22 protein-coding genes and 1 other annotated feature are annotated in these 22,121 nt (G+C 37.9%); of the genes, 8 read left to right on the top strand and 14 right to left on the bottom strand.

Annotated elements, in window-relative coordinates; translation table 11 throughout:
* Positions 1-19 precede the first annotated feature (19 nt).
* Entirely contained in the window at positions 20-331 is a 312-nt protein-coding gene (locus COJ96_RS18540; RefSeq protein WP_098575283.1) for a hypothetical protein, read from the bottom strand.
* Positions 332-580: 249 nt separating this feature from the next.
* Between COJ96_RS18540 and COJ96_RS18535 the strand changes: the two genes are divergently transcribed.
* Both COJ96_RS18535 and COJ96_RS18530 read left to right on the top strand, forming a co-directional pair.
* Positions 581-1,603, top strand: coding sequence for a M42 family metallopeptidase (locus COJ96_RS18535; RefSeq protein ID WP_180230190.1), 1,023 nt, complete (start codon positions 581-583; stop codon positions 1,601-1,603).
* A gap of 11 nt (positions 1,604-1,614) precedes the next feature.
* Positions 1,615-1,830, top strand: coding sequence for a twin-arginine translocase TatA/TatE family subunit (locus COJ96_RS18530; protein ID WP_098575281.1), 216 nt, complete (start codon positions 1,615-1,617; stop codon positions 1,828-1,830).
* Positions 1,831-2,135: 305 nt separating this feature from the next.
* Here COJ96_RS18530 and COJ96_RS18525 read toward each other — a convergent pair whose 3' ends face one another.
* From COJ96_RS18525 to hmpA, 7 genes are all read right to left on the bottom strand, one after another.
* A complete protein-coding gene (locus COJ96_RS18525) occupies positions 2,136-2,699 on the bottom strand; it encodes a hypothetical protein (protein WP_098575280.1) in 564 nt (187 codons plus the stop codon).
* Between the two features lie 277 nt (positions 2,700-2,976).
* The gene (locus COJ96_RS18520; protein ID WP_098575279.1) at positions 2,977-3,345 is read right to left on the bottom strand and encodes a VOC family protein; all 369 of its coding nucleotides are present in this window, start codon (positions 3,343-3,345) and stop codon (positions 2,977-2,979) included.
* Between the two features lie 82 nt (positions 3,346-3,427).
* Positions 3,428-4,408: an ABC transporter permease gene (locus COJ96_RS18515; RefSeq protein ID WP_098575278.1), complete on the bottom strand. Its 981-nt coding sequence runs from the start codon at positions 4,406-4,408 to the stop codon at positions 3,428-3,430.
* Entirely contained in the window at positions 4,401-5,315 is a 915-nt protein-coding gene (locus COJ96_RS18510; protein WP_098575277.1) for an ABC transporter ATP-binding protein, read from the bottom strand. The genes COJ96_RS18515 and COJ96_RS18510 overlap by 8 nt, the downstream gene beginning before the upstream one ends.
* A gap of 13 nt (positions 5,316-5,328) precedes the next feature.
* Positions 5,329-6,102: an SGNH/GDSL hydrolase family protein gene (locus COJ96_RS18505; RefSeq protein WP_180230175.1), complete on the bottom strand. Its 774-nt coding sequence runs from the start codon at positions 6,100-6,102 to the stop codon at positions 5,329-5,331.
* A gap of 181 nt (positions 6,103-6,283) precedes the next feature.
* Positions 6,284-6,892 carry a DedA family protein gene (locus COJ96_RS18500; RefSeq protein ID WP_098575275.1) on the bottom strand — a complete coding sequence of 203 codons (609 nt, stop codon included), beginning with the start codon at positions 6,890-6,892 and terminating at the stop codon, positions 6,284-6,286.
* A 179-nt stretch (positions 6,893-7,071) separates the two neighbouring features.
* Positions 7,072-8,286: an NO-inducible flavohemoprotein gene (hmpA, locus tag COJ96_RS18495; RefSeq protein ID WP_098575274.1), complete on the bottom strand. Its 1,215-nt coding sequence runs from the start codon at positions 8,284-8,286 to the stop codon at positions 7,072-7,074.
* 296 nt (positions 8,287-8,582) lie between these two features.
* On the opposite strand from hmpA, the gene COJ96_RS18490 reads away from it, so the two are divergent.
* Positions 8,583-9,431, top strand: a complete 849-nt coding sequence (locus COJ96_RS18490; RefSeq protein WP_098575273.1) for a DegV family protein — start codon at positions 8,583-8,585, stop codon at positions 9,429-9,431.
* A 284-nt stretch (positions 9,432-9,715) separates the two neighbouring features.
* Positions 9,716-10,306, top strand: a complete 591-nt coding sequence (locus COJ96_RS18485; protein ID WP_098575272.1) for a YdcF family protein — start codon at positions 9,716-9,718, stop codon at positions 10,304-10,306.
* Positions 10,307-10,349: 43 nt separating this feature from the next.
* Here COJ96_RS18485 and COJ96_RS18480 read toward each other — a convergent pair whose 3' ends face one another.
* Both COJ96_RS18480 and proS read right to left on the bottom strand, forming a co-directional pair.
* A complete protein-coding gene (locus COJ96_RS18480; protein WP_098575271.1) occupies positions 10,350-10,916 on the bottom strand; it encodes a GNAT family N-acetyltransferase in 567 nt (188 codons plus the stop codon).
* 352 nt (positions 10,917-11,268) lie between these two features.
* The gene (proS, locus tag COJ96_RS18475; protein WP_373561717.1) at positions 11,269-12,708 is read right to left on the bottom strand and encodes a proline--tRNA ligase; all 1,440 of its coding nucleotides are present in this window, start codon (positions 12,706-12,708) and stop codon (positions 11,269-11,271) included.
* Positions 12,709-12,775: 67 nt separating this feature from the next.
* Positions 12,776-12,990: a binding site (T-box leader), on the bottom strand.
* Between the two features lie 155 nt (positions 12,991-13,145).
* Between proS and COJ96_RS28780 the strand changes: the two genes are divergently transcribed.
* Positions 13,146-13,304 (top strand): hypothetical protein, encoded by a 159-nt coding sequence (locus COJ96_RS28780; protein WP_180230174.1) that lies wholly within the window; start codon positions 13,146-13,148, stop codon positions 13,302-13,304.
* A gap of 127 nt (positions 13,305-13,431) precedes the next feature.
* Positions 13,432-14,325 carry a cupredoxin domain-containing protein gene (locus tag COJ96_RS18465; protein ID WP_098575268.1) on the top strand — a complete coding sequence of 298 codons (894 nt, stop codon included), beginning with the start codon at positions 13,432-13,434 and terminating at the stop codon, positions 14,323-14,325.
* 50 nt (positions 14,326-14,375) lie between these two features.
* Here COJ96_RS18465 and COJ96_RS18460 read toward each other — a convergent pair whose 3' ends face one another.
* The 4 genes from COJ96_RS18460 to COJ96_RS18440 form a co-directional block, all read right to left on the bottom strand.
* Positions 14,376-14,888 carry a PepSY domain-containing protein gene (locus COJ96_RS18460; RefSeq protein WP_098575267.1) on the bottom strand — a complete coding sequence of 171 codons (513 nt, stop codon included), beginning with the start codon at positions 14,886-14,888 and terminating at the stop codon, positions 14,376-14,378.
* A gap of 162 nt (positions 14,889-15,050) precedes the next feature.
* Positions 15,051-16,322, bottom strand: coding sequence for a sensor histidine kinase (locus COJ96_RS18450; protein WP_098575265.1), 1,272 nt, complete (start codon positions 16,320-16,322; stop codon positions 15,051-15,053).
* Positions 16,323-16,330: 8 nt separating this feature from the next.
* A complete protein-coding gene (locus COJ96_RS18445) occupies positions 16,331-17,002 on the bottom strand; it encodes a response regulator transcription factor (RefSeq protein ID WP_098575264.1) in 672 nt (223 codons plus the stop codon).
* A 111-nt stretch (positions 17,003-17,113) separates the two neighbouring features.
* Positions 17,114-18,061 carry an efflux RND transporter periplasmic adaptor subunit gene (locus COJ96_RS18440; protein WP_098575263.1) on the bottom strand — a complete coding sequence of 316 codons (948 nt, stop codon included), beginning with the start codon at positions 18,059-18,061 and terminating at the stop codon, positions 17,114-17,116.
* Between the two features lie 435 nt (positions 18,062-18,496).
* Between COJ96_RS18440 and COJ96_RS18430 the strand changes: the two genes are divergently transcribed.
* Positions 18,497-18,958 carry a MarR family winged helix-turn-helix transcriptional regulator gene (locus tag COJ96_RS18430; protein ID WP_098575504.1) on the top strand — a complete coding sequence of 154 codons (462 nt, stop codon included), beginning with the start codon at positions 18,497-18,499 and terminating at the stop codon, positions 18,956-18,958.
* Between the two features lie 3 nt (positions 18,959-18,961).
* Complete coding sequence (locus tag COJ96_RS18425) at positions 18,962-22,102, top strand: MMPL family transporter (protein WP_098575261.1); 3,141 nt, start codon at positions 18,962-18,964, stop codon at positions 22,100-22,102.
* Positions 22,103-22,121: the final 19 nt, after the last annotated feature.

Below are 22,121 nucleotides of genomic sequence, written 5' to 3'. Positions count from 1 at the left end.
TCTTTTCCCAAGTCGCTGTTTATTTCCACTCTTCATAGTCAACAATACCACCTGTTAAATCAATCGTATTCCGCTCGCCTTTATAATAGGTTTTTCCATCTTTTTCGAAAAGTAAATTTTCATAGGTATATACCTTTTGCCCATTTGGCAGATGAATTACCACCTTTGGTCCTGGGTTTTCAATCGGAGCTTCAATTTTAATTGTGTTTTGATAATAGTGCCGAAATACAAAGAATCCGACAGTTACTACAAAGCACATGATTATTAAAATAAATAAACTTTTTATGAAGGAATGTTTCGGTTTGGGATGGTATAGTTCAGTTCTGGTCAATTTTTTATCCTCCAATTGTGTCTGACGCAATATATTTTTTTCCAAATAGTTCGAATACTTCATTAATGCCCAAACCAAATTTTTTTAATCCATTTGAAAAAAATTAACACTTGGTAAGTTATGCATTGTCATTGTAATAGTTAACCACAATTGCGAATAAACACATGAAAGTCATAATTATGTATAATAGTATGTAAGAGTATTTAGAAAGGAGCAGTTGCTGTGGTAAACACAAATACCAAAGAAACAATGAAATTAATAGCTGATTTAGTAACCATTCCAAGTCCATCCGGCAATACGAATGAAGTGATTACCTATGTTGAAAAATTCCTAGCTGAATTACAAATTCAAACCTATCGAAACCGTAAAGGAGGGCTAATCGCAACAATTGCAGGAAAGGATTCAAGTAAACATCGGATGCTGACAGCACATGTGGATACACTTGGGGCAATGGTAAAAGAAGTGAAATCTAATGGACGCTTAAAGATCGATCTAATTGGCGGGTTTAAGTACAACTCCATTGAAGGCGAATATTGTCAAATTGAAACAAACAGCGGAAAAAGAATTACGGGCACCATATTAATGCACCAAACTTCTGTCCATGTCTATAAAGATGCAGGAAAAGCGGAGCGCAATCAGGACAATATTGAGATCAGAATTGATGAAAAGGTACATAATGCTGAAGAAGTTCGTGCACTTGGAATTGAAGTGGGTGATTTTGTTTCATTTGACCCCCGCGTAGAAATCACACCAAGTGGTTATATAAAATCGCGTCATTTGGATGATAAAGCAAGTGTGGGAATTCTTCTACAATTAATAAAACAAATTAAGTCGGAAAATATTCCCCTGCCCCATACAACGCATTTCTTAATTTCCAATAATGAAGAAATCGGATACGGTGGAAACTCAAATATTACTCCCGAAACTGTCGAATATTTAGCAGTAGATATGGGGGCAATGGGCGACGGACAATCAACTGATGAATATACTGTTTCCATCTGTGTGAAGGATGCAAGTGGACCGTATCATTTTGAATTGAGAAAGAACTTAGTGCGACTTGCGGAAGAGAATAACATCGATTATAAATTAGATATATATCCTTTCTACGGTTCAGATGCGTCAGCTGCAATCCGCTCAGGTCATGATATCGTCCATGGCTTAATCGGTCCTGGTATCGATTCATCCCATGCATTCGAGCGAACACATGAAACTTCCATTGAAAATACTGCAAAACTACTGTATCATTACGTGCAGGCGGATTTAATCCAGTAGGAGATGAAAATATGTTTTCAAATATTGGTGTACCAGGATTAATTTTGATTTTAATCGTAGCTTTAGTCATCTTTGGTCCAAACAAACTCCCTGAAATTGGCCGTGCCTTTGGCCGTTCGATTCGTGAATTTAAAAAAGCCACTGATGGAATTGCGGAAGATATAAGGGAAGAAATAAAAGAAGATATCAAAGAAACACAACAAGGTACAATTAATTTAAAGAAGTAATTCTCAACTCCAATAAACATCCCCTTCAATCACTTGAAGGGGATGTTTTCTGGATACTATTTTCTCGTAAACGATTGAACTTGATTCATTAATTTTTTCCGGGATTTTGGATTACGGAGTAAATATGCCGCACCTAGAGCAACAGTTGTCATCATTAGATTTTTTCTCTTCATTTTGAAGCCTCCTCTATGTTTGTCACTCTTAAATGTTCCCTTAATCACGTCCTTTTAACATGTAATTATTTACTATTAGAAAATAAAAAAACTAATTCTCCTGTTTGAATTAGTTTTTTTGGCTAAAACTTATTATTTTTTAAGTAATTCCTTAATTTTTTGATTATGTTGTTTACTTTGTTCTAACAATTGATTTAATAGTAATGTTGCTTGTTTGTTATCCTTCTTTTCAACTGACATCTTTAGTTCATGGAATGTTTTCCAATGGGACATTTCTTTTCCACCGTGTGCTTGTTTGAAAAACTCTTCTTTTGTTATCTTTCCAGCATCCAATTGTTTTTTTAATTCTACAATTTTCGCCATTTTTTCCTTTTTCCATTTTTCACGTTTAGCAGCATTTTCAGGACTCATCCATTTGTTCATTAGGGTTTTCTTCTCGGCCAGGACTGTCGTCCATTCTGCTTTTTTCTCTGGTGTATACTGATCTACCCAGGAAAGAAGCATTTTCTGTCTTTCTTCCATCTTTGCTTGCCAATCTTTATGCATCATGTTGCGATGCCCTTTTTCTTCACAATTACAAGGGGCTTTTTCCCTCTGTTCACCATTGGAGGTATCTGGTGTGGCTGGGGCGGCGGCTGCCATTCCAGGCACTGACATTAATATGCCTAATGATAAAAGTAACAATTTAAACTTCATAAGTATCTCCTTCCACAAACGTATTTAGTAAATTTCATCTCTGGTACGAAATTATCATTCCCAGTAATTGAAAAAAAATTTACCAATTTGACAAATTTTTAGTAAAAATACTCTTGTGGAATTATTTGAAGTGGAGTATTCTATGAATAGAAGATATGTGAAGCATTTCACAATACAAAAGATTTCTCATTCTAATATGGCCTTCAATCCCCCAATTAAAGGCAAATCCCCATTCCAATAGGAATGGGGCTGTTTTTTATTTATTAAAGGCATTTTCCTATTCCCATTCTAAAATCTCAAGACGATTGCCGAAGGGGTCATGGAGGTGAATTCTATTTGCTCCTGGAAGAAGTTCATCTTCTGTAAATGCCACTCTCTTTTCACGTAGATGAACTTTTAATTCTTCGATCTTCTCAACAACTAAGGCAGGATGTGCTTTTTTTGCTGGTGAAAACGGTTCTTCTACACCGATGTGAAGTTGAAAGGTCCCAAATTCGAACCAAACACCGCCTCGTTTCTTTAATTCTGCAGGTTTCTCTACTTCGATTAATCCGAGGATTCCACCAAAAAATTCCCTCGCGGCTTCTTCACATCCCTTAGGGGCAGCAAGTTGGATATGATCGATCTTTTTTATAGCAAATGACATAAACACTCCTCCATTTGTCAATTCTCCTCTCTTATATTTTAATAATTTTATAATTTTCTTTCAAGTTCAAAATTTCTTTGGTTTAATATACATCTCTTTTAGTAAAGACAAAGAATGAAACAAAGATGGCTCCTGCCCACCAAACGAAGAGTACTAGGATTGAGAATGAAAGGTTCATTCCTTCGATCGGTGGTGCTGTTCCTTTCATATAATCAGTTAACCGCAAATTGACCATAAAAAGGTACTTGGCGGATTCCCATGAGGATACCATGTTTGTTAAAATGGCTCCTGAGATTAATGAGGCAAGCATTACACCCATACCAGCTGCTGTACTTCGAATCAATACTGACAGCATAAAGGAAAGGGTACCAACAACAATGGATACAAACCAGACTAGTCCAAAGTCCATTAACAAAAATTTCCACTGACCCATCAACTTGACTTCAGACGTATTTAATCCAGTCTCAGTCACATTAAATCCTGTCAATATTGGCGCACCCCACCCCTTGTAACCAAAGACCAGACCGGAAATTAAATAGGAAAGAACCCCTGCAATCGCAATGATTAAGGAAATCGCTAAACACAGGGTAAAATATTTACTCAAGAGCACCTTCCACCTCTTGACAGGCCTGGTCAACAGCAGCTTGATCGATCCTAAGCTATGTTCAGAAGAGACCAGATCACTGGCTATCACCATAACCATTAAGGGAATAAACAGATCAATCGAGTTTTCTAGAAAAATTCTCATAAACGTTGGGGCACCCGGCACAGATGGATTGATATCATGATCGAGATAATATTGTTGCTGCTGGAGAGAGATTTGCAGCTGTTTTTTCCATTCATCTGTTATTCGACTGCTGCTTAAACGATTCGTCGTATCAACAATCTGCTGTTGTAATATTGTTCGCCAATCACTGGTTCCTAGTTTTTCACGTTGTGTTTGTACTTGTTTAAATTGTGCATATGTAAATAGCATGACAAGAACGCCAATAATGATAGCAATAACAATGAGCCGTTTCTTAGCAATCAGTTTCATCATTTCATTCTGAATTAACTTATTCAATCATGTCACCCCCGGTTAGCTCGAGGAATAAATCTTCCAGGACTGGCATTTTTCGATTCATTTCCATCACGGAAACACCGGCTTCAACCAATTGCTTATTCCATAGAGGAATCTTTTTTTCATTAAATTCCGTCAAAATAGTACCTTCATCTGTTTCTTCAATGTTTGTTAGAGAACGTAATACTTCCCTTCCTCGATCAAGTGGTTGTATATGCCAAACCACTCGTTCTCGATTGGAAAGCAATTGTTGGACCGTATCGGTTCGGATGATTGTCCCTTTGGATATGATCGCGACTCGATCACATAAAAGCTGGATCTCACTTAAAAGATGGCTTGAAACTAGAACACTTAAACCTTCTTCCTCTGAAAGATAACGAATAAATTGGCGCATTTCCCGAATCCCTGCCGGATCCAAGCCGTTGGTTGGCTCATCAAGGATTAACACTTTTGGGTTTCCCAATAATGCTTGAGCAATCCCAAGACGCTGTCTCATCCCTAAGGAATAAGTTTTTACCTTATCATGAATTCTTTCTGTTAGACCGACAAGTTCAGTCACTTCTTTAATCCGTTCTTCACCGATTCCTTCGATCATTCTGGCAAAATGAAGAAGGTTATTATAGCCTGACAAATAGGGATATAATTCTGGATTTTCCACAATACAGCCTAGGTTTGTCATTGCTTTTTGGAAATTTCCCTCAATATTAGAACCACAAATAAGAATACTGCCTGATGTTGGTTTGATTAATCCGACAAGCATGCGGATAGTAGTTGTCTTACCTGCTCCATTTGGTCCTAAAAATCCAAATACCTCTCCTTCACAAAGATCAAAAGTAAGTCCCTTAATAATTTCTTTTTTTCCAATCACTTTTTTTAAATCTTTAACGGATAATGTAATTTTTTTCTCCATCGATTTCCCCTCCTTACCAGGTGAGCAGTGAGGCAACTCGTTCGGCAATTAAACGATACCCTTTTGAGTTTGGATGAAACTTATCTGAATATAGATAATCATTTACCTTTAACTCAAACAAGTCGAAGGTTGGAACAAATACAATTTTCGGAAAAGAAGCACTAACTTCAGCACTGTCATAATTCCAATGGCGTACCACCTTTGACATTTCTTTTCCTTGATCTAAATCAATAAACGGATTATACAATCCAATGAAAAACACATTGGCATTTGGATTGTTATTGCGTATTTGTTTTAAAACAAATTTTAAATTGTCCAAGTACTTCTTTTCAATGGAAGCAATATCTTCTGTTTCAAAGTCCATTAATGCTTGGCCCCCTCGGAACAAGTCGTTCCCGCCAATCGTGACCAGCACCATATCAGCTTTCCCGATTTGGCGGCCTACTTCGGTTTCTTGGACTTGTTTCCTTAGTGAATCAGACCTTTGTCCATTAATGCCGAGATTGGTAAGTTGAACGGGACGTTTTGTTTTTTCCTTGATTTCATCTGCCAAAACACCGACATACCCCTTTCCAGTCTCATCTCCCGTTCCTCGAGTTAAGGAGTCACCTAGGGCCACGATGTTTAATTCTTTTTTATTTTCTACCTTGGAAACACGCTTTACTTCCGGAACCTTCTCCGGTTTTCCCGCATAATACTCGCCTACTGCCCAGCCAAGCCCGACCAGCCAGAGGAGGCAAAACAACACAGCTATGCCTGTAATCGAACGAATGACATTCTTATTCAATGCAAATAACATCCTTTCTGGCCATTTCTTTCTTTCATTTAATCATAGTTGCGATATGAATCAAACTTTCAATACTTGTAATTACTGAAAAATTCCATGGTGGCGATGTTCATTATCATTAATCATTACTTACACAATAAAAATAAAGGAACCTCAAAGAGAATTCCTTTGTTTTGTTCATTTATTTGGTTCCTGTTTCCATAACAACATTCCTAATTTTCTTAAACAAATATATGGCGCCAATTAGAATAAAAAGGACGATAATTGTTAGAAACACGTATTTCTTAATGGCTTCAAAAAATATATCCCATTGTGGTCCAAGGCTTTTTCCAATAAAAATAAAACTCGAAACCCAAAGGGTCGATCCAATTCCCGTATATAAAGTATAAACCTTAATTGGAACACGAGTAATCCCAGAAAAGTAACCAATGAAATGTCTAAATACGGGGATGAATAATGATATGAGTAACAGTTTATTTCCATATTTTCTTATCCAATTTGAAATGGCCTCTAAACGCTCTGACTCTATATGAATCCGTTTGCCATGCTTTTCAAAAAATTGCATACCGAGTTTAAATCCCACCCAATAGGAGAACAGCATACCTAAGGTACATCCTAATGCTGATGAGAGAATACTACCGAACCAATTGAGTTGTTCAAGAAAGGATAGAAAACCTGCATATGCCAGCACTGCTTCCATCGGGATTGGAAGCGCCAATATTCCTAGCGCAATCGAAAGAAAAAGAACAAGATATCCATACTCGTTCATAATTGTGGTTAAATATTGCAATGATGGAAAGCTCCTTTCTCTTTTTGGATTTATATCAATTAATTTTCATTAATCAATATTGGTATTTTATCCATTCTTCTCTAATATAGTATCGCTTTCCATCAATTTATTGGTATTTTAAAAATAGTGTTTGCAAAAGCATTAAAAAAGCCGATTTCCAGCAGAAATCGGCTTTTTTACTATTCTTCTAGATTCCCCATTGGTCCAAAAAATTCAAAGTGAATTCGATCTTCAGTTACACCAATTTCCTTTAATGATCGATTAATTGCTTTCATAAATGGTACCGGTCCACAGAAATAAAAATCCGCATCCTTTGAATTGACTTTTTCTTGCAGCCAATCGCGAGTTACATATCCTTCCACATCAAATCGATTATTTTTGCGGTCTTCTTCAGTTGGTGAATCATAGAAGAAATATGAATTGACATTGTCTAATTTCGATAATTCCTCTACTTCAGCTCTTAAAGCATGGACATTTCCATTGGCAGCGGCATGAACAAAAGTGACTTTCCGTTCTGGCTGAACCTCTACAACTGTCTTTAACATACTCATCATTGGTGTTAAACCAACCCCCCCACTAAGTAACACGACAGGAGTATTTTTTTCAGTATTTAAAACAAAGTCGCCTGCTGGAGCACTAACTTTTAAAATATCACCTTGATTCACACCATCATGTAAATAGTTGGACACCATACCATCTGGATTTTCAGTTCCCGCCTCACGTTTCACGCTGATTCTGTAATAACCCTTACCCGGAGCATCTGATAGGCTGTATTGACGAATATGAGTAAATTTTTCACCAGCTATTTCTAATTTGATACTAATATATTGTCCAGGGGTAAAATCTGCAATTGCCTTATGATCTTCAGGTGTTAAGTAAAACGAGGTAATCACTTCACTTTCCACTACTTTTCGATCAACAATGAAATTGCGGAATCCACTCCAGCCTCCTTGTTTATTTACTGTTTCATCATATAATTCTGCCTCAACACTAATAAAAACATCGGCAATGACATTATATGCTGCCGCCCATGCATCAATAATTTCATCTGTTGCTGCATCACCTAGTACATCCTTAATGGCTAGTAAAAGATGTTTGCCAACAATCGGATAATGCTCTGGCAAAATTCCAAGACTTCTATGCTTTTCCGCTATTTGTTTAACAACCGGAAGAATTGCCTCCAGATTATCAATATACATGGCAGCGGCATAGACCGTTCCAGCCAATGCCTTTTGTTGTCTACCTTGTTTTTGATTGGCATGATTAAAGATATTTAATAATTCAGGATGGTTAGCAAACATCAATTGGTAAAACCGAGTGGTAATGGCTTCACCATGTTTTTCTAATACAGGTACAGTAGATTTAATAATTCCAATTGTTTTTTGATCTAACATGAATAACACTCCCTATGTAATTTTGTAATTACTATTCTCATAGTGATTATATGAAATTTCATACGCGTATTAAGTGATTCAAATCACACATCGCTATTTTTGAATAATTCGAACTAGGTACATTAGTCACAAAATGTTCACTTTTGAATATGACAAATATAACTTGTCGTAAAATATGTATTCTTGTAATGTTGATTCTAGTTATCATAATATATCAAAAATACACAAACTTTCGGCCGCACTTTTGCGGTTTAGATACTTAAGTTAGGGATATTTACCCGAGGAAGAGGATTAAGATGAACAAAGCAAAAATTGCGTGGATCACTGACACCACGGCTTCTCTCAGCAAAGAATTTATTGAGCAAAATAATATTCATGTGGTTCCACTAAATATTGTCATTAACCAAGAGTCCTACAAGGAAACAATAGATATCACTCAAAAAGAGTTTTACGAGCGAATGAAAAAGGAAGACTCGAAATTTCAAACCTCTCAGCCAGGACTTGGTGATTTTGTGGAACTTTATACAAAGTTAAAGGAAAACTATGATTTTGGAATCGCTATCCATGCCTCCAGCTTACTATCCGGAACATTTCAAACCTCTGTGATGGCAGCGGAAATGGCTGATTTTAAATTGGTACCTATCGATTCCATGACCGGCTCCTACCCACTCTCATTTTTAATAAAAAAAGGGATTGAACTAGTAGAACAAGGCTATGAAATCAGTGAAGTGGAGGCCAAACTTAATGGATTACGCGAGCACACTCGTTTATATTTAGTCCCATCAAATTTGGACCAACTCAAAAAAAGCGGCAGAGTATCCGGAGGCCAAGCCATCCTAGCCTCCCTATTTAATATCAAGCCTATTTTAGCAATTGAAGATGGAGGCGCTAAGATAAAAGATAAAGTTAGAACGGAAAAAAAATCCATTGCATGGTTAATTAATAATTTAAAAACCGATTTGGAAACAAAAACTGTTAGGAAAGCAGCTATTGTCCATGCTAACGATATCGAACGGGCAACTGCGTTAGAGAAATTAGTCAACGAAACATTTCCGGAAATTGAAACGGAAATAATGATGCTAATTACTGTTGCCGGAGTGCATACGGGGGTTGGAACTCTAGGACTTTCGTGGGTTTGCGAATAATCGAAAAAGGACTGATGAATTCAGTCCTTTTTTCTATTATTCGGTTGCAAGAGATTCTACATGTTGTAACGTTAGAAGTTATTTGTGCCCGTTACATCGAAAAAGAGATGATTACGGGAACAATTGGACTCAAGTCGTTCCCCTCCCATTATTAAATGTGTAGGCACTAAATGCAATTAATTCTTCTATTATTATACTCTATTTCAAAAATATGTTAGAGTTTTCCTCCACTTTAATCTATTATTTATATAAGAAGTTTAAAAATAACATGAAATGGGTTTGAAATGATGAAAAATAAGAAAAGAGTGTTTGTATTGTTAGGTGTTCTTGTTACTTTAGGTTTGATTTATATTGGATTTTTACAATTTAAAATTAGTCAATATAGTCATAAAGACGTTCCTAAAAATGCAGACTATTTGATTGTTCTCGGGGCAAGGGTGAAAGGCACCGTCCCTTCTCTTGCATTTGCGAGTAGAATTAATGCGGCAGCAGATTATTTAAAGAAAAATAAAAATACAATTGTCATCGCATCTGGTGGAAAGGGAACTAGTGAAGATATCTCTGAAGCGGAATCGATTAGAAGAGAACTGGTCGAGCAGGGCATAAGCGAGGCTCGGATTATTTTAGAAGATCAATCGACTGATACGTATGAAAATATTAAGTTTTCTAAAAGGCTTATTCCTAAGGGTGAAAGGCTTGGTCTGGTGGTGACAAATAATTTTCATATCTACCGTGCCGTCTCCATTGCTCGAGACTACGGACTAGAGGTGCAGGGACTTCCAGCAGAAACTCCATGGATTGCCGTGCCAAAATCCTATTCACGTGAATATTTAGCCATTACAAAATTTTATTTAAAGAGATATATCCTTGACTAATTTTATAAACAAAAGAGTACTGTGATTCAGTACTCTTTTGTTATTAATCTTTGGTTGTTTTTGAATAAATACATGTATCTCGTAATCCTTTACCATCGGCAGAAAGTCCATCATTTTGTAAAATCCCCTCTAAGTTAAATCCTAGGCGTTCAGGAATGGCCCTGCTCTTGATATTTTGGGAGTCGCAGCGGATTTCCACCCGATTTGCTTTAAGTTCGGTAAAGGCAAATTTAGTAATTGCTTCGGTTGCTTCGGTAATATACCCTTTCCCGCTATAGCGAGAATCAATCCAGTAGCCAATCTCAAACTTTGGTATACTCCAGTTGATTCTGTGCAAACCTGATGAACCTATGAATTCCCCTGTTTCCCGATTAAAAATATGTAACCTCAAATCCTCACGGGTTAGAAACTTGGCATGTGCATCACGAATATTAATTTCAACATCGTCCTCTGTTTGCTCTTGATAGGCCCAAGGCATCCAGTCTTTTAGTTCGGTTAAGGATGCCTGCATGGCTTGGTAAACAGCTTTACCATCTCCGGGTAAAGGATTGCGTATTAGTAATCTCTCTGTGTAAAACTCTTCTGAAAAATCTAATAGTATTGGTTTCATAATTTTGCCCTCCTTGTGAATTTAAAATATTCGTTGCGTGATTTTGTAATTCCTTTTTCAAAAAAAATGACCTTGGAATGGATTCGCTGATTGGATGAGAAAAATCGCTGATTAATTAGGAAGATTCGCTGATAGAATCATTAAATTCGCTGATAGGAAAATCCGCTGATTAACAGCAGAAAAAAATTCGCTCATTTAACTGTGAAATTCGCTCATAAGACCATCATATTCGCTCATCGAATTGAAAAATTCGCTCATCGATTCTAAAAATTCACTCATTACCCAAATATCGCCTCAATACGGCACTAAAAAAGACTCTTCCCATACAAGGAAGAGCCCAAAATTGCTGTTTTTAGTATGCTTTTGCCCAATAAACCATCTTGTCAGCATCTTTTCCACAGCAGACACATTTTTCCGATACTTGTTCTTGCTCAAATGGAATACATCTTGATGTTGCTCCAGTATCTTCTTTGATTTTTTCCTCGCAGGCTAATTCGCCGCACCACATCGCCTTAATGAAACCAGGTTTAGCTTCAAGTGACTCTTTTAATTCACCTAGTGTTAAAGCAACTGAGGTTCTTTCTTCACGGTGATTTAGAGCCTTATTATAAAGATTTGTTTGGATTTCATCTAATAACTCAACAAGCTTTGCTTCTAATTGATCTAGTGGCACGAACACTTTTTCTAAAGTATCGCGTCTTACTAAAACCACTTGCTTGTTTTCGATATCTTTAGGTCCAACTTCTAGGCGGACTGGAATACCCTTCATCTCATATTCATTGAACTTCCAACCTGGTTTTTTATCGCTGGCATCAATATCAACACGAGCAACTTTACCAAGGGACGTTTTCAAATCATAAGCAAAATCAAGGACGCCTTCTTTATGCTGCGCAATCGGCACAATCATCACTTGAGTTGGCGCTGCTTTTGGTGGAATTACGAGACCACGGTCGTCGCCGTGAACCATGATTAGAGCACCGATAATTCTTGTTGTAAAGCCCCATGACGTTTGATGCACGTACTGAAGCTTTCCTTCTTTGTCCGTGTACTGAATGTTAAAAGCCTCTGCAAATCCTGTACCAAAGTGGTGAGAAGTACCTGACTGTAATGCTTTTCCATCGTGCATTAAGCTTTCAATGGTAAAAGTCGCTTTTGCACCGGCAAACTTTTCTTTTTCTGTTTTTTGTCCTTTTACAACCGGAATTGCAAGGATTTCTTCACAAACAGCGGCATATACATTTAGCATTTTAATGGTTTCTTCCATTGCATCTTCGTCTGTCGCATGGGCAGTATGACCTTCCTGCCATAAAAACTCTAATGTCCGTAGGAACGGACGAGTGGTTTTTTCCCAACGTACAACGTTTGCCCATTGGTTATAGAGCTTAGGCAGATCCCGGTAAGAATGAATAATGTTGCTATAATGCTCACAGAAAAGGACTTCAGATGTTGGTCGCACAACCAATCGTTCTGCTAATGGTTCAGACCCGCCATGTGTAACCCATGCCACTTCAGGTGCAAAACCTTCGACATGATCTTTTTCTTTTTGAAGCAAGCTTTCAGGAATGAACAATGGCATATAAACATTCTCATGCCCTGTTTCCTTTATTCGTCGATCCAGCTCATTTTTTATATTATCCCATAAAGCATAGCCATACGGGCGGATAATCATTGAACCACGCACACTTGAATAATCAATTAAATCAGCCTTAGTGACGACATCTGTATACCACTGGGCGAAATCATCGTCCATTGCCGTAACATCTTTTACAAATTCTTTTGCCATGTTTGACACCTCATTATTTTTTTAAAATAAAGATATGGGCGTATCCGCTTTTCTGCACAAAAAGACCTTGATCCTAAAAAGGGACCAAGGCCTGGCGGTACCACCCTAAATTCATAAAGCAAAATTGCTCTATACACTTTCCTTGATAACGGACATGATCCGCATGTATCTTTAAATTCGATACAGAACTCGGGTGGCAGGTTCAAATGACCGTCTTAAGAAACCTCACACCAATGGTTTCCTCTCTTGGTAAGACCATTTCACTTTACTAATCCCCGTCATAGTTTCAATAGTATTTTTGAAAATTATATATTTCAAAATGAAAAAAGTCAATTTTTTTATGGAATATTTTTCTGATGTCAACAAATTACCTTCTCATTGACTTTAAACATGTGTATAAATCGGTTAAAATGCTAGTAATTATAAAAATTGGGGTGGTGGTTTCCATGGATAAAGAAAAAGATGATCTCCGACAAGAGGAAGAAGAGAAAGAATTTTTGCTAGAATATATCAGGATGCAAAATGAGGCAATGAAACGGATTTATAAAAATACCCTTGATAAAGAAAAAAAAGGAATAAATACATCTCCCAAAAACTACACATGACTTATCTTCCCTCAACAATATTCATAAAACGTTCATATTAATCACTGAATATACAAATTTAAACGGTTTATTTGCATTTATAATACTCTTATGTTGTTAATCAATCACACGTAAGAGGAGACCAAAAATGAATATATTTGCGATCATTACGGCAATTATAGTTGCCACTGGAACCGGATATTCCATCTATTCTGTCTACCGCCATAAAAATAAACTAGCTACTACCTCTGGAACAATGATTAGTATGGTTATTGCAGTGATTACCGGTTTACTGACCGGCAGTATCATTGGCATCATTTCAGGTGAGATTTTTCTAGTAGTCGGAGTCAGTATGATTATCGGATTTGTCATAGGCTTCTTAGCAGGCCACCCAATCGGGATTTTAGCTATCTTAATGGGCTCTATTTCTGGTCTAATAGGCGGAATTATCGGCGCCATCCTTGGTGCATTTATTCAATTTATTAATCCAACAATTCTATTAGGAATCTTGTTAGGATTCTATATCCTGATTATTGGATTCGTGATTATGTATATTTTCGTAGAATCCAATAATAAATTATCCCTTGATCCACAGGAACTTTCGCCATTTGCGATTATCGCTGGAGGAATTGTGCTGGTATCGTTATTTCTGTTTATGTATAGCAGTGATTTGGTAGAAATTCCGGGTCAAAGTAAATCAAACCAAACAGAAACTGCCCAAGCCGCTGAAAGTCAAGAAGTTCCCAAAACGGAAGTGGATGTAACAAGGGAAAGCAAGCCGCTTGTTAAGATGGAGGTCACCACCCAGGGGTATACCCCAAATGTCATTCGTGTCAAAAAAGGTGTTCCGGTTGAACTAGAAATAAACAACCCGCTTGATAGTACGAATTGTATCTCCACCTTTATGATTCCTGAATTTAATATTAACAATGTCAACTTAAAAACGGGTACTACAAAACTAACCTTTACTCCTGATCATTCAGGCACATACACCTTTAGCTGTGGAATGCAAATGTTTAAAGGGACAATTATTGTAGAATAGACTGGACAAAAAGCACACGAATTTCTATCGTGTGCTTTTACATTATTAAACTATTCAAATAAGCTTTCTGCCTGCCGCTTCTTTCGCTTATTTTCTGCAGCGATAACTTTCATAGAAAGATAGATTCCTGTCCCTGTTAGAATCATTAGGGCAACGGCGGTTAAATCTATTAACCATTTCACATTTGTATTGCCAATTCTACCTTCATGAAGGCCCCGGATGATTGACATAATCGACCCTTGACCTGGCCTTTGTCCACGAATTCCCTCCGGCAGGTTTCCATTTCCCCTAAATTCGCGTTGCCCTTGGAACTGACCGTTTCCATTCTGACCATTAGCTTGTCCTTGAAATGGGCCGCCGCCCTGAGGTCCTGAATTTTGTTGATTTCCTTGTTCAAAACCGCCATTCATTCCTTGGGGACGCTCGCCTTGGTTAAATTGACCTGGTTGGAAATTCCCCTTTCCACCTTCAAACTGTGTTTGACCGATTAACCAAGGTTCATTCATTAACAATCCTGTTAAGGACTCGATAAAGATGAAAATGGAAGCAATTAAGCTATCCACAGATGTGCCTTTCTCGTACTCTTCATGTTAAGACTTCTCCCTTCAGTTTTCCATGTAAAAATCTTTGCCTGAATAATATCAAACACACTATGAAGGGGGTTCCTTAAGTTTTTCTTAAGAAATAGATCTACCTTGATCTTTTTAATAAAAAAACCCAAAAAATTAATTTTTTTGGGTTTTTGGGAAAATGATTTCAATTGTCGTTCCTTTACCCGGCGTGCTTTGCACCTTTGTCTTACCATGATGTTTCTCAATAATCCATTTTGCAATCGATAAACCGAGTCCTGTTCCTTCAGCAGCCGTCCTCGCCTTGTCACTTTGATAGAAACGGTCAAAGATTTTCGGAATATCTTTTTCTGGAATACCAATCCCGGTATCCTTTATTTTAAGAAAAATGGAGGAATGATTCTGTGAACATGAAAGCAGTATTTCCCCGCCTTCATTTGTATATTTCATGGCATTGTCTAATAATATGACGATTAATTGATGAATTCTTGCTTTATCAGCAAAAAATCGCACAGGTTCCGTTTCTTGTAAATAAAGCGACTTTTCTTGATACAATGCAATTTCTTCATATTGTTGAAGAATTTCTTTTAACAAATCATCGAGTTGGAATTGTTCCTTTTTGACCTCAATTTGATCAGAGTCCGATCTAGCAAGAGTTAATAAGTTGGTCACTAATTTAGAAAGCCTTCTTGATTCATTGGAAATCGTTGATATATCAAGAATCCGATCCTGAATAGTTGCTTTTGGAGCCCGAAATAGGACTTCCGTTTTTGCCTGGATAACCGCTAATGGGGTTCTTAGCTCGTGCGAGGCATCAGATACAAATTCTGTCTGCTTCTGCCAAGCTTTTTTAATTGGGACTAATGCCTTTCCCGCTAAAAAATAACCTGACGCAACGGCACAAATAATTCCAACCCCCATCCCAATTAACATTATTAACAAAAGTCTATTCAATAATTCTTGTTCAGAATTCACATTGCGAATGAATTGAACGGTTATTCTTCCTAATTGGGGATGTTCCACCTTAAAGGCAATATACCTAAATGAAAAATCCTCAACATCCACATCTGTTAAAGTATTAAATTCTGTAGGCTTGATTAACTTCTCATTACCTTCAAAAATGTCCGCATCCCGATTTTGTCCCAACAACAACTGGTTGTCTTCATCCCAGATCAGGGATAATATCCGTGGGTCCCGCCTAATAAATTTTGGAAATTGCCCTCCAATCCCCCCATTACCTTCTCGAATTCCACCTGGTCCATCCGGCTGCTGTTGTAAATGTTCTATCGATTCGAGCAGGGATTGGTTGACATCTTTATATAATTTATTACTTGTATAAAAATAAATGACGGTCCCTAGTATACTTATAAGAACGATAAATACTAATGAATTTAGAAAGGTTAATTTAATAAGTGTTTGCCGAAACATGTGAACTCCTATTCTTCATTCAACATATAGCCAACGCCGCGAATCGTTTTAATATCACTATGATAGCCTGATGGTTCTAATTTTTTACGGAGATGATGCATAAATACCTCCACAATTGCGATGGTTGTATCTGAATCAAACCCCCACACCCGGTCATAGATTTGTTCTTTTGTGAGAATGGCTCCCTTGTTTTGAATTAAATATTCTAACAGTTCGTATTGCTTTGCTGTTAGTTTGATCTGTTTCCCATCGACAACAATGTCCCTTTCCTTTCCTAACAATTCAATCCCGCGATACTGAATCGTTTGATTGGTTGTTAAGCTGCCGCTTCTTCTTAACAAGGCACGGATTCTCGCCTTTAATTCAGCAGCTTGGAAAGGCTTAACCAAATAGTCATCCCCGCCGCTGTCAAGTCCCTGAACACGATCTTCAAGCGAATCTCTTGCAGTTAGGAAAAGGACTGGTATATTTAAGCCTTCCTTCCTAATAGTCCGTAACACTTCAAACCCATCAATCTCGGGGATCATTACATCCAATACAATCACATCATGAATATTCTGCATTGCCAAAAACAATGCATCCTCACCATTCGAAGCTTGATCAACTTCAAACTCATCGGATAAAAGCTGTACGATGGATTCTAATAAAGGTAGATTATCTTCTACAACTAATAAGCGCATTCTCTTTCTCTCCTAAGCATCGTATAAAAATAATTATAGAAAAAAAACACTCCCCACATACTAGCTGATTATTGTTCATCATTCACTAATAACGAGGAAATTACCGTCCACTTAATTTCCACCCCTCCCTCCAAAGCTACGGTTCATCCCTCCCGCATTGCCTAAACCACCAAAAACACTACCTTGTGTATTTGTCGTTGAAGTTTTAGACGAGCTAGCTTTTGCTAATTGAGGTAACTTAATCGTTTCACCTTCTGACAACCCTTTTGTTATTTCCACATAATCTTCATTTGCTAAACCGGTTTGAATGGTTTTTTTCTTAGTTTCAGAGTTATTATGATCAGTGCTCTTTGAATTGATAATGACATATTTATCCTTGTTTGATGTATATACAGCATCAAGCGGAACATAAAGGGCATCTTTCTTACTTACTGTTAAAATTCGTGCTTCTGTACTCATCCCAACTTTAAGTTGATCTGGTTTGTCAATATGAATGGTAACAGCGAAAGTGGAAACTCCACTTGAGGATGTCCCCTCTTCAGAAATGGCTGAAACTTTACCAGTAAATGTTTGATCAGGAAACGCATTAACTGTTAAGTCAACTGACTGTTTCTTTTTTATTTTGGAAATATCCTGTTCATCGATTTGGACCACGGTTTGTAATTCGTTGTAATTGGTTACATGTGCAACAACTTGTCCATTCGTAACACGCTCACCTGCGGATACTGCAAGGCTCGTAATAACTCCAGTAGCTGATGATGTTATAGGGTCACTTCCATCCGAAAAGGTAATTAATTCATCACCTTTGTTTACTTTCTCGCCAACCTCTACAAGCACTTCGTCTATTTCACTATTATCAAACTTTGATTTAATATCTTCGCTGGTTACCGCTTGAACGGTTCCCGAACCACTGATGTTGACGTTTAATGTACCTTTTTGAACCACTGCCGTTCTCACTTGTGCGGACACAGTTTGTGAACTCAGCGATAATGGTTTCCATTGATATCCGACAAATCCAATAACTAGGACGCTACCTGCAATTACTATCCATTTTTTCATCTTAACTTACTCCTTTTTGTGTTCCTGAATTCCACCCAGGATGCCAAAATTTCTAACTTACACTCAGTATTATGTTTATTCCTTAACTTTTCCTTAAAAGGTCTAAAGATTTGCGGGGAATCATTGATTTGAAAAAGGTTTATTTTCGATTGACAGAAATTAGTGGGTTATTATATAGTTTAACAATTGAATAGTTAAATAGTTGAACTATTTTAACAAATGGCTGTGTTAAACTTGTCTGTTGATTTCCGTTCCAGGTGCTTCGCTTTCCGCGGGCGTTGCGGGGAGCCTCCTCGGCGCTTTTAGCGCCTGCGGGGTCTCCCCTGCCCCGTACTCCCGCAGGANNCAGGAGTCTTCGCACCTTCCACTCCAATCAACAGAGTGCCAAAATCAACATTAACCTTATCACAGCCGTATAAAGAGGTGAAAACAATCATGGATAAAAATGTCATTCAAGAACTAATCGACAGGTATGTGTCCGTATCCTTTCAAGTCCACAAAAAAGCAGAATATTTAATTAAGGGGCAAATTGGCGACGAACTCACAAACGACCAACATTACATACTAAGATATATTCATCAAGCAAAGGAAAGCACTTCTACGGAGCTAGCAGATGCTTTTGAAGTAAATAAAAGCGCCATTACCGCCATCATTAATCGAATGGTCGATCGCGGTCTAATCCAAAGAACACGTGATGAAAGCGACCGGAGAGTGGTTTACTTAACCCTAACAAAGAAAGGTTACACCCTCTACGAGGATTGCCAAGAAAAAGTTCAATTCCTTGTTGAATCCATCATTACCCAATTTGAAGAATCGGAAATTACTACCTTTATAAATACGTATGAAAAATTGGCAAAAATTTTAGTCAACAAGAAAAACGAAGAACTGGGGGAATAAATAGTGAGAGCGATAATAAAAGGAAAATGGTTTATATTACTCGCGTGGATCCTCGTTATCACCGCCCTATTTATGGTGGCACCAAATATGGAAACGTTAGTTCGGGAGAAAGGGCAAATTACTGTTCCAGAAGGATACTCCTCAACTATTGCCGAAAAAATCCTCAAAGATGTTCAATCAAGTGAAAACAGTGGCAGTAATCTACAAACGGCGTTGGTTTTTCATAGTAATAAAAAGTTAACCAAGGCCGATTTCGAAAGTGCGGAAAAAGCCGTAAATCAGCTTGAAAAAAACAAGGAAAACCTAGGGATTTCCGAAATTTTAACCCACTTTAAGCAAGCCGAATTAAAAGACCAACTGGTATCTGAGGATGGAAAAACCATTCTTGTTTCCGTAAAGGTGGATGTAAATGGCCGTGAAGCCAAAGAAATTGCAGATGACCTATATAAAGAAATTGATGATGTAAAACTGGAGCATTACTACACAGGTAACTGGGTAATCAGCGATGACCTTGTCACCAACTCGCAAGAAGGATTGAAAAAAACAGAAGGAATTACTGTAGGATTTATTCTAATTGTGCTTCTACTGGTGTTTCGATCGGCAATAGCACCAATTATTCCATTGGTTACGGTGGGGTTCAGTTATCTTACGGCTCAATCGATTGTTTCTTTATTAGTGGATAAAGTTAACTTTCCACTCTCAACCTTTACACAGATTTTCTTAGTTGCTGTCCTTTTTGGTATTGGAACAGACTATTGTATTTTACTGCTTAGCCGTTTTAAAGAAGAAATGGCAAAGAATGATAGTGTAACAGAATCGATTGTGGAAACCTACCGTACCGCAGGAAAAACAGTTCTATTTAGCGGGGTTGCCGTTATGATTGGGTTTGCTTCGATTGGCTTTTCGACCTTTAAGCTCTATCAATCAGCAGCGGCGGTTGCCGTAGGTGTAGCAATCCTATTAATCGCCCTTGTTACAATTGTCCCCTTCTTCATGGCTGTGCTTGGCAAAAAGTTATTTTGGCCATCCAAGGGCAAACTGGAGCACAATGAAAGTAAATTTTGGGGATTTGTGGGCAGGTTTGCACTCGCACGTCCATTGATTGCCTTTATTATCGTCGGGGTCATCTCTATCCCCTTCTTATTCACGTATAAGGATCAATTATCGTTTAATTCACTTGAGGAAATCAGTGATGATTTTCCATCAATAAAGGGTTTTAATATTATTTCTGAATCATTTGGACCAGGCGAGTCTATGCCTACCCAAATCGTCATTAAAAACGATGACCAAATGAACACTTCCGAATATATGGCTATCACTGAAAAAATAAGTCAAGAGCTCGCACGTGTCAGCGATGTGAATTCCGTCCGTTCCGCAACCCGACCAACCGGGGAAACAATTGATGATTTATATCTATCCAAACAGGTGGCGAGTCTCGGGGAAGGCCTCGAGCAAGGTAACGATGGAATTAAAAAAATCAGCGATGGCCTGGAGGAAGCTGGCAGCCAGATGGCAGCCAATCAGCCGAAAATGAAGGAAGCCACCGACGGAATCAGCGAGTTAATAAATGGAACGAATAAACTAAAAACAGGGATGGGCGACATCCAAAGCGGGCTGACCGTTATTGAGAAAGGAATTAGATCTGGTTCCGCCGGCTCTGCACAGATAAAAGATGGTTTAACCCAGGTTAAAGAAAAATCAAAAGAGGTTCTAGCCGGAAGCAAACAATTACTCGCTGGCTATAAAAAGGCAAGTACAGGATTAACTGCCCTCCATGGGCAATATGAGAAAGTAGCAACAGGATTAGGTTCCTTGAACAAAACTCTAACGGCTACAAATCAATATTTTTCAAATCTGGAACAACAATACAGTGATATCGGTCAAAATCAAAACTATCAAGCTATTAAAATGACTGTTCAGGGCTCGCAAACCGCAACAAAAGAATTAGCTGGCGGGTTACTGCAATTAAATACTGGGCTTAAAGGTGCACAAGAAGGTATAGAATTTGCCAACAGTAAATTCACAGAAATTACTGTTGGACAGAAAGCCCTAATTACCGGAATGGAAGGCCTGTTAAAAGGGATTTCCGATCTTGAAACTGGACTTGACAAAATGGCTGCAGGACAAGGCAAAGTCATTGCAGGACTTCCCCAATTTACCGGTGGACTTTCCGGAATCAATAATGGGCAAAAACAGCTACTAACAGGATTTCAAGATATGGGAAATCAGATCACACAGCTTTCAGATGGCTTAACCCAAAGTGCGGATGGTTTAAATAAAGTGTCGGACGGATTGAATTCTGCTCAAGATTACTTATCTGAAGTATCCAATCAGAAACAAAATGGATTTTATATTCCTCAGGACGTGCTAGATAGTAAAGACTTTGAGCAAGCACTCGACGCTTACTTGTCAAAAGATCGAAAAGTAATGACAATTGATGTGATCTTCAGTAAAAATCCATATTCTAATGAAGCGATTGACCGCGTTCCAGAAATAAAGCAAGCAGTCAAACGCGTGATTAAGGATACCAAACTCGAAAATGCTAAAGTGGCAATTGGCGGTGTATCCAGTATGCATAATGACCTTGATTCTATTTCAAAAGCTGATTATTCAAGAACCGTTGTTCTCATGCTTGTTGGGATTAGTATTATCTTAGTGATTTTGCTTCGTTCACTCATTATGCCACTTTATCTGATTGGCTCACTCGTCCTAACCTACTATACTTCGATGGCCATTTCAGAAAAAATCTTTGTTAATTTATTGGGTTACTCTGGAATAAGTTGGGCGGTGCCATTCTTTGCCTTTGTTATATTAGTAGCCTTAGGAATCGATTACAGTATTTTCTTAATGGATCGCTTCAACGAATATCGAAACATGCCCGTTGAAAAAGCCATTCTACTGTCTATGAAAAAGATGGGGACCGTTATTATTTCAGCAGCGGTTATCTTAGGCGGTACATTTGCCGCAATGATGCCATCGGGTGTTTTATCCTTGTTGGAAATTGCAACGATACTATTAATCGGATTGGCCTTGTACTCCCTGGTCGTACTTCCATTGTTTGTCCCTGTAATGGTAAAAACATTTGGAGAAGCCAACTGGTGGCCTTTTATAAAAAATAAAGATAATTCCAATCTTATTGAATAATTTAACTACGCTGGTCCAA

The sequence above is a fragment of the Bacillus sp. AFS073361 genome (assembly GCF_002567005.1).
Taxonomy (GTDB): domain Bacteria; phylum Bacillota; class Bacilli; order Bacillales; family Cytobacillaceae; genus Neobacillus.
The sequence above is the reverse complement of the archived record's forward strand: the minus strand, read 5'-3'. Positions and strand labels throughout refer to the sequence as shown.

Excerpts from the sequence above, each read along its gene's own strand:
- COJ96_RS18535 (WP_180230190.1), top strand. The coding sequence starts at position 581 with ATGAAATTAATAGCTGATTTAGTAACCATTCCAAGTCCATCCGGCAAT.
- COJ96_RS18530 (WP_098575281.1), top strand. The coding sequence starts at position 1,615 with ATGTTTTCAAATATTGGTGTACCAGGATTAATTTTGATTTTAATCGTA.
- COJ96_RS18525 (WP_098575280.1), bottom strand. The coding sequence starts at position 2,699 with ATGAAGTTTAAATTGTTACTTTTATCATTAGGCATATTAATGTCAGTG.
- COJ96_RS18520 (WP_098575279.1), bottom strand. The coding sequence starts at position 3,345 with ATGTCATTTGCTATAAAAAAGATCGATCATATCCAACTTGCTGCCCCT.
- COJ96_RS18510 (WP_098575277.1), bottom strand. The coding sequence starts at position 5,315 with ATGGAGAAAAAAATTACATTATCCGTTAAAGATTTAAAAAAAGTGATT.
- hmpA (WP_098575274.1), bottom strand. The coding sequence starts at position 8,286 with ATGTTAGATCAAAAAACAATTGGAATTATTAAATCTACTGTACCTGTA.
- COJ96_RS18490 (WP_098575273.1), top strand. The coding sequence starts at position 8,583 with ATGAACAAAGCAAAAATTGCGTGGATCACTGACACCACGGCTTCTCTC.
- COJ96_RS18485 (WP_098575272.1), top strand. The coding sequence starts at position 9,716 with ATGATGAAAAATAAGAAAAGAGTGTTTGTATTGTTAGGTGTTCTTGTT.
- COJ96_RS18480 (WP_098575271.1), bottom strand. The coding sequence starts at position 10,916 with ATGAAACCAATACTATTAGATTTTTCAGAAGAGTTTTACACAGAGAGA.
- COJ96_RS28780 (WP_180230174.1), top strand. The coding sequence starts at position 13,146 with ATGGATAAAGAAAAAGATGATCTCCGACAAGAGGAAGAAGAGAAAGAA.
- COJ96_RS18465 (WP_098575268.1), top strand. The coding sequence starts at position 13,432 with ATGAATATATTTGCGATCATTACGGCAATTATAGTTGCCACTGGAACC.
- COJ96_RS18450 (WP_098575265.1), bottom strand. The coding sequence starts at position 16,322 with ATGTTTCGGCAAACACTTATTAAATTAACCTTTCTAAATTCATTAGTA.
- COJ96_RS18445 (WP_098575264.1), bottom strand. The coding sequence starts at position 17,002 with ATGCGCTTATTAGTTGTAGAAGATAATCTACCTTTATTAGAATCCATC.
- COJ96_RS18440 (WP_098575263.1), bottom strand. The coding sequence starts at position 18,061 with ATGAAAAAATGGATAGTAATTGCAGGTAGCGTCCTAGTTATTGGATTT.
- COJ96_RS18430 (WP_098575504.1), top strand. The coding sequence starts at position 18,497 with ATGGATAAAAATGTCATTCAAGAACTAATCGACAGGTATGTGTCCGTA.